Origin of the sequence: Shewanella sp. ZOR0012 (genome assembly GCF_000798835.1) — a bacterium.
GTDB lineage: Bacteria > Pseudomonadota > Gammaproteobacteria > Enterobacterales > Shewanellaceae > Shewanella > Shewanella xiamenensis.
In genome coordinates, this window is the sequence record NZ_JTLE01000094.1 from 502,052 (window position 1) to 511,682 (window position 9,631).

The 9,631-nt window shown below is 48.8% G+C and carries 6 protein-coding genes; 2 read left to right on the forward strand and 4 right to left on the reverse strand.

The window, feature by feature from the left end:
* Nucleotides 1-294: 294 nt before the first annotated feature.
* From L976_RS04075 to purT, 4 genes are all read right to left on the reverse strand, one after another.
* Nucleotides 295-807 (reverse strand): hypothetical protein, encoded by a 513-nt coding sequence (locus tag L976_RS04075; protein WP_041412744.1) that lies wholly within the window; start codon nt 805-807, stop codon nt 295-297.
* A 958-nt stretch (nt 808-1,765) separates the two neighbouring features.
* Nucleotides 1,766-4,045 carry a tetratricopeptide repeat protein gene (locus L976_RS04080; protein ID WP_047534514.1) on the reverse strand — a complete coding sequence of 760 codons (2,280 nt, stop codon included), beginning with the start codon at nt 4,043-4,045 and terminating at the stop codon, nt 1,766-1,768.
* Nucleotides 4,035-5,543, reverse strand: coding sequence for a DUF3142 domain-containing protein (locus L976_RS04085; protein ID WP_081990896.1), 1,509 nt, complete (start codon nt 5,541-5,543; stop codon nt 4,035-4,037). The genes L976_RS04080 and L976_RS04085 overlap by 11 nt, the downstream gene beginning before the upstream one ends.
* A gap of 237 nt (nt 5,544-5,780) precedes the next feature.
* Nucleotides 5,781-6,956, reverse strand: a complete 1,176-nt coding sequence (gene purT / locus L976_RS04090; RefSeq protein ID WP_037421384.1) for a formate-dependent phosphoribosylglycinamide formyltransferase — start codon at nt 6,954-6,956, stop codon at nt 5,781-5,783.
* Between the two features lie 216 nt (nt 6,957-7,172).
* On the opposite strand from purT, the gene L976_RS04095 reads away from it, so the two are divergent.
* Entirely contained in the window at nt 7,173-8,660 is a 1,488-nt protein-coding gene (locus L976_RS04095; protein ID WP_037421380.1) for an AAA family ATPase, read from the forward strand.
* Nucleotides 8,661-8,897: 237 nt separating this feature from the next.
* Complete coding sequence (locus L976_RS04100) at nt 8,898-9,380, forward strand: hypothetical protein (protein ID WP_047534521.1); 483 nt, start codon at nt 8,898-8,900, stop codon at nt 9,378-9,380.
* The last annotated feature ends 251 nt before the right edge of the window (nt 9,381-9,631 follow it).

The following is a 9,631-nucleotide window of genomic DNA, read 5'->3' on the forward strand; positions in this document are numbered from 1 at the left end:
ACTTCGACCGACAGGCGCTAACATCACCGCCTAAGGCGAGAAGTATAAGGATAACGGGCTAACCAAACAGAATGAGGACTTGATAACGGCTTGATGAACAAGTGATAAAAATATTAGCTCGTTCGCTAAGGGCGGGTCATGTCTGCATAAAAGTCTCTTTCAAAATAAGACCTTCGCCAGTACACATTCTCAATCCGCTATTTGCATAATAAAGTGTCCACAACCAGCATCGGGCTTGTTCAACACTTGGGATAAGGTCGCGGCTACGCGCGGCCTATCCTTATTTGTTATGCGTTAACGCCGATGATACAGAATACCTAGTGATCCTCGAATCCATACTTCCTTAAACTCTGAACCGACTTTAAATGTATTGAAGTGTGATTTTGATACATCTAATTTAACCGGCTCATCTGAGTTGGGAAGTAGAACATACACATAGTAGCTCATACCGCCTTTAGTACTTTTATATGTATCAAGTTCGACAACAGTACCTGATAAATAAACTTCTTTCTGGCTGCCCACCCAAGCGTTAAAGAAAAGAACATAGCCACCACTAAATAGCAATAATAATGCTGCAACCATTGATGTCCATGCAAAGCCTTTAAAATTTCCAGCTTTGCGTCGAAATTTTGGTAATTTGTAAAAATAAACATAGAAAGATAAACCAAAAATTGGAATCGACAAATATTTAAAGGCCCAGTGATAAGGTGCATTCAAAACTGTGTCGTACAAAAAATTTGGTATTATTGCAACAACTGCTATAAGTATAAAAAGCCCGTTTCCATACTTTTTTAGATAAAACTCCAAGGCCACTCCTTTTACGCATAACGATTAGCGCACGTGCGGCAAAGCGCGCAGCGATTTGACGTCACTGTGGCGCGCCTTGTTAGCCGAACCAATGCTACCGCTCAGCAAGCAAACCCAAACAACGACGCGCACGTGCAAATAAAAAACAAAACCAACCAACAACTGACCCGCGCAGCGTCGCTGCCCGCAAAGGGTGATTGGCACCTGTAAAATTTACGTTAAGGACAAACTATCAGAAGGGATGCAGCGAAAACAACTGGCGATTTAAACTTGGCTAAAACGAAGAACTGCCAAACAGCGCCACCATCCTTGATGAGTTGCCTTACCGGCGAAAACTATAAAACCCGAAAACCGGCTAACATTTTATTCGTGCGCATGCGCGTTTACCTCATTAGACCAGTAAAAACGCGCACTGTTAACTATCTGTATGCAAAGAACTTATCAGCTTTCTGCCAAATACACTATCTGGAAAAACGCGCATGCGCGTTTTTCCAAACCTATTAACTAAAATTCAGTTACTATATTCACCTGATTTTATAGCGTTTTATTTTTGCAGATGGAGTTAATGTGCACTGACATTGTCTAAAAATCATACCAAAACACCTAAATTTAAATATGACTGTATACCCATCATTGTTAGCCGATTTTTGGTAAGGCCAAACATAGGCAAATAGATAAGAATATGTATGGCATCAGGTGTGGGAATTTTCGATTGAGCTAACGAGCCGAAACACTAAATGGGGCATTAGCTTTTTAGCCAAATGAACAGTTCGATGGTCGTAAAGATTGCCATTGTTGCAACAGTGACCGTTGGCGGCATGGATGCCGCCGTCGAGCCTATAAGGACATATTCATGGCGTGTCACTGGGAAAACAATGGCAATTCTCCCTGTACTCCAGCAATTCATCAGCTCTGCTTTAGCGCCTTTCTTTGGTGATAAGAAAGGCGCTTTGTGTTTTTACTGTTTACGCTTTCTTCTGCGCCACGCGTAAGCGCCGAGTAGGGCGGCGATGATGGCAAAGCTAACGGCCACGGGCTTTTTCAGTTTGTGGTAAATCGCATTCCACTCGGCGATTTGGTTGGCTTTTTCCCGTTCGACGGCGCGGTCAAAGTCTGGGGTTTCACACTGCGTACCAAAGTTCTCCGCCCAAGGCACAAAGGGGCCGTTAGCGACGTATTTTTTATAGTAGCGTTGGGCGAGTTCATCATCGCGATATAACACCCAACCTGTGGCTTGGCATAATAGCGCTGCATAGGCTTGGCTGTTGTGGGGCACGAGATCGGCGGCCTTGCTTGCTAGCTCGGCAGCTTGGTAGCGATAGTGGAAACGTTTATCGGGAATCGCTTGGCTGGCGCTGACGCGTTGCAGCTCTTTATCGCTGAGCTTATCCGCTGCATACCAATCTCTTAGGTCGAACATTCCAGCATAAATCGAATAATCCGGCGCTAATTCAAAGCCTAAGATTTCCATGCCTTGATGACGCGCGAGTTCGGCAGCAGTCCAATAGGCGCGGGCGCTCTCAATGCCCTTGCTACTCTTGGCTGTGGTCAGTGCCTCGCCATACTCCTGCACATTGGCATTGAGTGTGGGATTACTGAAATAAGCTGGCGCTTCGGCAATCGCGCTTTCACGCAGTAAGCGACGACCCAGTAAGTAACGCAGGCGATTGTTGAGTGGCTCGACACTGTCGTACCAATCGCTGTCCTTGGGATACTCGAAGTTCATTACCGGCACATGCTCGTCGATAAACAGCTTAAGCTCGGCAGTGGTGAGCACGCGCTCGGCCACATAGGCGATATCCTGCCAATACTCATCACCACTGGCGAACAGTTGGTTTAGGGCATCGACATATTCGCCCCGTTCAAGGGATAGCACGCCCTGCTCGGCGCGAATACGGCAATAGGTGGCTTGCTCTGCATCGGCTTCAATGGCCTGTTGCTGGGCATCCTGTTGGCTGGTAGTTACGGCAGTAGCGTTCATATCCGTTGGAAAATGGCGCACTGCTTCGGCATAGGCCTTGGCGGCTTGGGCTTGATCACCCTTTTGCATCATTAATTTGGCCGTGAGCCACCAAGTGAGTCCGCTGGGTTTAGCGAGGGCAATGAGGCGTTCGGCACTGGCATAGTCGCCCAACTGATAATAAATCGCGGCTAACTTATCGCCTTGGCTCAGCATGAGGCCATCGGTTGGGAAGACGGTCAGCGTTTTAGCGACCTGTTGCCCCATTTCTGTAAGCTGTCCATCAAAGGCGAAGTCATTGGCGCTGCTCTGCCAGTAGGCGATAAGCAACTGCTGCACACTTGGTTGCTGCAATAAGGGCTTAATCTCAGTGATATCTTTCGCCATTAAGGTGCGGCTTAACATCAACAGCGAATCATAACCGCTGCTGTCGCCCTCGGCCGATTGAGTGGCGTATAGCTCAATAATCTTATCCAGCGTGGCGGGATTTAAGGCCACATCAATTTTTGGCGGCTCATATTCCCCACGAGTGACTTCAATTTGAGCTTGGCCTTGATGCAGCAGAATATAAGCCTGCTCGCCAAGGCCGGCTAAGCTCAAGCGCAGCGGATCGGCTGCGCCTTGAGTCACCTCAGCTTGTAGCTGCTGCAAGTAAGCATTGGCTTGGACAAAATGGCTATTATCGTTGGCGCTTTTGCTCTTAATCAGCTCGATACGAGACAAGCTATACAGCGCCCACAGGCTGCGACCCGCACGCTCACTCTCAGGTAGGGCGATGACCTTTTTAAAGTAATCGCTGGCTTTATCGTACTCTTTGGCATCAAACGCCATGGCGCCAAGGCTGTACCACGTTAAGGCGGGCGCTAAGCTCTCTTTTAACTGCGCAGCGATTTGTTCGGCCTCAGCCAAGCTTTGTGCATCACGCAGGCTATTAACTTGCGCAAGTTGAGCCTCGGATAACTCGCTGTTTTCATAGGCGCGAGTCTGCGAAAGATAGCGACTGTGTGCCTCATCCCAAAGATACTCCTGCGCCGCTGGCGCCCCCTGAAACTGCCAAGCCAGTGGTTTGGCTAAACCGCTTAGCTGCTGGCTAAAACTGGTTTGGGGTAAATAACTTAGGTTATTTTGCCTGTCTTGAGTCAACTGTAATGGGAAGTCGGGGCCACAGGCTAATAGCACTGGGGAGAAGAGACTTAACCCAATCAGGCTGGTTTGTTTTAATTTGGTTTTCCAGCGTGGAATAGCCTTCGCTGGCAATGAATTTGACTTATGGCGCATAAATTCCCTGTAAATGTAATGACTCACAACGTGCCCAGCCTATGACTCTGCGTCCATTTGGGCTTAGCTCGATCGCTGAGATTAAATTCGGCGCAAACTGCGAGGAGGCTGGTGCGGCTGCGCGCTCCGTTGAGGTGGCTTGCGGTAACTGCCACACTAATATTCCTTGGGTTAATTTGGCTTGATAACCGTTTTGGGCATCATACCCGCTGCACGCCTGCGCCGCTAGGGACAACTGGCCCGGCAACTTGCCCGCAAGATTGCCCTTATTGACTAATACCAGTTGAAATAAGCGGCTTCCCGGCGCCTCATGTTGGGCTGACCCGGTATTAGCCTGGCTTAAGATTTCTAGCTCAATGTGCGCTGCGAGCGGTTGCTGCTTGGCGACGGCAATCAGGGTCGAGAGTGGCCACACCCGTTTATCCCCTTCGAGAGGTAATCTAAACCAAATTATCCCCTTAAGTTTTGTGTCAGCAAAGGTATGCAGTTTTTTAACAAAGGACTGCAACACCAGTGGATCGGCCATCAACTCCTGCCGCGCGAGATGCTGCGAAGATGCAGTGTCTGCCAATGGCATTTGCATCGGCACTTCACTCTCCACTCGATAACCCGCTGCCGTGCTATACACCGCCGAGCCGTAGGAGGGCAGGGCGATGAGATAGGGCACCTTAGCTAACCGTGAAAGTTGCTCGACCCATTGCCAACCTTGAGTGGCGTCGAACAGCCCTAAACGTGGGTCGCTAACACTGTGAATTTGCAGTACCAGCTCATCGATATTGTCAAACAACGCCGGAAACTCCGAGCTGCTCATCCAAGCGGGCAATGAAGTAATACTGAGTTTTAGCGAGTGGGGTAATTGGCTTTTTAACTCGCGTAAAAAAGCGTTATAGGCCGCGAGTTTACTGCTGGCGCTATCGTGGTCGATTTCAATTCCCGCAAGCCTTGTGCCCTTTGCCTGCCAGTCTTGAATGAGCGCGAGGATTTTTTGGAGAGCTTCGCGATTATTAAGGCGCGTTAGTTGGCCATCTAATCTTATCACCGCCACTTTAGGGCGAGGATCGGCCTGTAACCAGGTATGGTTGACCTGCACTTCAAACCAGATATCCGCGCCATTGGGTTTGGGATGGGCTTGCAATGCAAGAATGCGCACGCCATTAAATGTGCTTTGGCTTTCGACCAAAGCGCTTTGATTGGCATCGCGCCATTGCCGCTGCCAGACATACACTTCTTGGCTTAATTCACGCTGGGCGACGGTGTCTGCCTTGCTGCTCGATGTTTCTTGATTCGCAGGTTGACAGGCGCTAAGGGACACTAAGCCAAAGGATAATGCCAGTAGCTGGGATAACCTGAACAAAAGGGAAAGGGTGCGATGTATCGCTTGCAAGGATTTTGAGCGCCTAGGCTCAAAGTGCTTGGACTGAAAGCGCCTAGAGTGAAAGTGCTTAGAGTGAAAGCGCTTAGAGCGAAAGAGAGAGCAATAACGACTGCGTAAATCCATGGGATCAGAGTAAAAGCCTAGCGTGGGGCATGCCAAATAGAGGACTACTATGCCTCAAAACCACCTTGGATTGCATCAGGCTTTTGCATTAGACGCGAAATCAATTTGGGTGAAGAGGAAATGGCTGTTAACTCGGCTTTGATACCTTAATAACGCGCCCAGCAATAATGCTGGGCGCGGTGCTGATCACGGTACTGAACACTAAGTTGTCGGTGACAAGTCGTTAAGCATTCATGCCTAGAAAATCACTTTTACCTTAGATGCACTATCCAGCGCTTTGTTGACTGCGCTTTCGATATCTTTATCGCGGGCGAGGGCCACCCCTAAACGGCGGCGACCATCGATTTCAGGCTTAGCGAATAATCTGAGCTGAGTATTCTCCGCTGCCAAGGCATCGGCAAGACCTTGATAGCGAATGTTTTTCGATTTGCCTTCCACCAATACTACCGCCGAGGCGCTGGGGCCATGTTGGTGGATATTCGGGATCGGCAGGCCAAGAATCGCCCTGACATGCAGTGCAAACTCGGATAAATCTTGGCTAATTAAGGTGACTAAGCCGGTATCGTGCGGACGAGGCGAGACTTCAGAGAAGTACACATCGCTCCCCTTCACAAACAGCTCGACCCCAAATAAGCCGTAACCGCCGAGGGCTTCGACTACTTTGCTAGCGATCGCTTGGGATTTTGCCAGCACGTCGGCCGACATGGCTTGAGGCTGCCATGATTCGCGGTAGTCGCCGTCTTCTTGTCGATGACCAATTGGCGCGCAGAAGTGGATACCGTTGACTGCACTAATGGTTAATAGGGTGATTTCGTAATCGAAGGGAATAAAGCCTTCAACGATAACGCGACCACCGCCCGCACGGCCGCCTTCTTGGGCGTATTGCCAGGCTTTGACGCTTTGGGATGCATCACGGATAACACTTTGGCCCTTGCCCGATGAACTCATCACGGGTTTGACCACACAGGGCACGCCAATTTTGCTAATCGCTTGATTAAATTCGGTTTCAGTGTCGCAGAAGAAATAGGGCGACGTCGGTAAACCTAAGGTTTCAGCGGCGAGGCGGCGAATGCCTTCTCTATCCATAGTGAGCTTAGTTGCGCGCGCGGTCGGCACCACATTGAGGCCTTCGGCCTCCATCTCAACTAGGGTTTGAGTGGCAATAGCTTCAATTTCGGGGATCACTAAGTGGGGCTTTTCTAGCTCAATAACGGCGCGAAGGGCCTTGGCATCGAGCATATTGATCACATGGGAGCGATGGGCTATTTGCATCGCGGGGGCGTTGGGATAACGATCAACGCCTATCACTTCAACACCTAAGCGTTGTAACTCAATGGCGACTTCTTTACCTAGCTCACCGCAGCCAAGCAACATGGCGCGTCGAGCGCCCTCGGTGTAGGGGGTTCCTATCATGGTGTGGGTACCTTTTTATATTGGGATAATTGACGCCTTGGGGCGTTCTTGGGCCATAGTCTACCCCGATTGGCGGCAAAGCATGAGACTGAAATTAACAACTGTGTTTTTGATCAAGCTATTTAAGGGTGATTAGTGCTTGGCATGGTAAAAATCCTGTTTGTAGCGGTGTTTTATGTTAACTTTTGGTTTCATAACGGATTATGGACTTAAGATATGCAAGACATTCGCGATTTGACCGCTGTACTACGCTCTAAAACGCCCATAGTGGTGATTGAAACCTATGAAGAATATCGTGTTGTTGACATGCTTAAGCGAATCGCGAATGTACTCTATCAGCCGCTATTTACTTGGAGTATTACCCAAGGGCTTACGCGGGTTGATAAGCCGATGCCTGCACAGAAATTTAATACTGAACCCAGCGATATCTTGGGGCAGATTAAAGCGACGACCCAGCAGGGGATTTATGTGCTCTGTGATTTTCATCCCTTTGTGATTGATGCGCCAAAGAATGTCCGTCTGCTGAAAGAAATCGCCCTCGAATACGATGCGCTGCAACATACGCTGGTGCTAGTGAGTCATGCCTTTGAGATCCCGCCCGAAATTAAGCGTTACTGCGCCTATTTTCAGCTTACCCTGCCGAGTACCTCGCAGCTTGAGAACCTGATTTATCTTGAGGTGGATAAAGTGCGCACCCAAGGCATGCCATTGAATGTGGATGATAAAGCCGTGATTAAACTGGCGGAAAACCTGCGCGGTGTGACCTTAGATGATGCCAGACGATTGATCCATAAAGCGATTGTGGATGATGGCGCCATTACTCACTCAGATGTGGATCTGATTAATAAAGCCAAATTCCAGCTGCTCGATCTTAATGGCATATTGCAATTTGAGTACGACACCAGTGATTTTTCGCAGATTGCTGGATTACATAATCTCAAAAAATGGTTAAAACAGCGCGCGCCAGCGGTGCAGGTAACCACCGATGCCAAGGCTGCGGTACAACCCGATGCGCCAAAGGGGGTGTTATTACTCGGAGTGCAGGGCAGTGGCAAAAGTCTTGCGGCCAAAGCGGTGGCGGGTGTGTGGCAGCGGCCCTTGCTCAGACTCGATATGGGCGCCTTATATAACAAATACATAGGTGAAACAGAGAAGAATCTGCGTAACGCTCTCGAATTGGCCGATATGATGTCTCCTTGCATCCTTTGGATTGATGAAATAGAGAAAGGCTTAAGCGGCAGTAGCAGTGATGAGGGCACTTCGACCCGCATTCTTGGCACACTATTAACTTGGATGGCGGAGCGTAAGTCTGAGGTGTTTGTGGTCGCCACCGCTAACGATATTCAAGCCCTGCCGCCCGAGCTGATGCGTAAGGGGCGAATGGATGAAATCTTCTTTGTCGATTTACCCGATGAGGCTATACGCAAAGCAATTTTCTTGATCCATTGCCAGCGCCGCGGTATCGATGTGACTCGGCTCGATCTTGCCCAGCTTTCACGCCATAGCCAAGGGTTTTCGGGGGCTGAAATCGAGCAGGCGGTGATCGCCGCCATGTACAGCGCCCGCAGTTTAGCGCGAACGCTCGACCAAGACATGTTGTTAGAAGAGCTGACCAAAACCAAACCTTTATCCATCGTGATGGGCGATAAGATTAATGCCCTAAGACAATGGGCTGCGGGGCGCACAGTCAATGCCCATGAGTAGTAATTGGGCTGGTAATCGCTGATTTATATGTGGCGGCTTATGGGGCATCGCTTCTTATCCGCCATAAAGCGACTTTAGATTTTAGGGGTGGCTTTTGGTTGGGGAAAGAGTTAGGTATCATCACAGTCGATGTTAACTTGCTGGTGGATATAGATTATTTTTCAGTTTCTAATGGCAAGTTTTTAGTGTGAGTAATATTTGCCGTTTGAGCCGTACAGCATGATAAGCAGGGAAGAGATGAGTTTCGAGCAAGAGTTTACAGAAAAAGTCGGTGGCTACTTAGACAATCTCACCGATGAGTTACAGCCCATTCTTAAGCAACTGATTGAGTATGACTATCCCCAAGAGGTGGCCACGCTGGCGTTTGAAGTCTTTGTCGATCGTTTTTCATCCCAATTCCCGGTGCGGGTATTTTTTATGGATAAAGATAACACCGAGTATTTTGTGGAACTCGATGGCAAGGCTGCATACCCATCACCAGTCAATCCGAATTTGCTCGATATCGACCATGTCTATCCTGATGAGTTTGAAGAGGAATATATCGACAAGGATGAAGACCTTGACCCTTGGCAGATTGCGACCAACGCGCTTATCGAATGGTTCTCCAAGTGCTGGATTGCCGCAGGTGGCAAAAGCTTTAAATTAAAAGCTAATATCGCTCCCCATGACAGCCACTATGAGTTCAATTTAGTTGAAAGTCAGTGGCAAGAACGATGCTAACTCGCTTGAAGTTAAAACTTTTAAATTAAACACTTGGCTGTTGTGATTCTTGGGTTAATGCTCAGACTGAAGCCGTGATGTCGTTATCCAGTCTTGGTTTGCTCGCCTCTACATCGGGAGTGACCCCATAGAAATCTAAGCTGACATTAGCTTGCAAATCTTGTCTTTGCTTACTTTACGCGTTGCCCACTCTCGCTAGCCTCATTTCGATACAAGACATAAAGGCCTAGGTTTTTGAGCTATCCCAGTCT

What these genes read in the sequence shown, in the direction of transcription:
- L976_RS04080 (WP_047534514.1), bottom strand. Translation starts at nt 4,045, where the DNA reads ATGCGCCATAAGTCAAATTCATTGCCAGCGAAGGCTATTCCACGCTGG.
- L976_RS04095 (WP_037421380.1), top strand. Translation starts at nt 7,173, where the DNA reads ATGCAAGACATTCGCGATTTGACCGCTGTACTACGCTCTAAAACGCCC.
- L976_RS04100 (WP_047534521.1), top strand. Translation starts at nt 8,898, where the DNA reads ATGAGTTTCGAGCAAGAGTTTACAGAAAAAGTCGGTGGCTACTTAGAC.
- L976_RS04085 (WP_081990896.1), bottom strand. Translation starts at nt 5,543, where the DNA reads ATGGATTTACGCAGTCGTTATTGCTCTCTCTTTCGCTCTAAGCGCTTT.
- purT (WP_037421384.1), bottom strand. Translation starts at nt 6,956, where the DNA reads ATGATAGGAACCCCCTACACCGAGGGCGCTCGACGCGCCATGTTGCTT.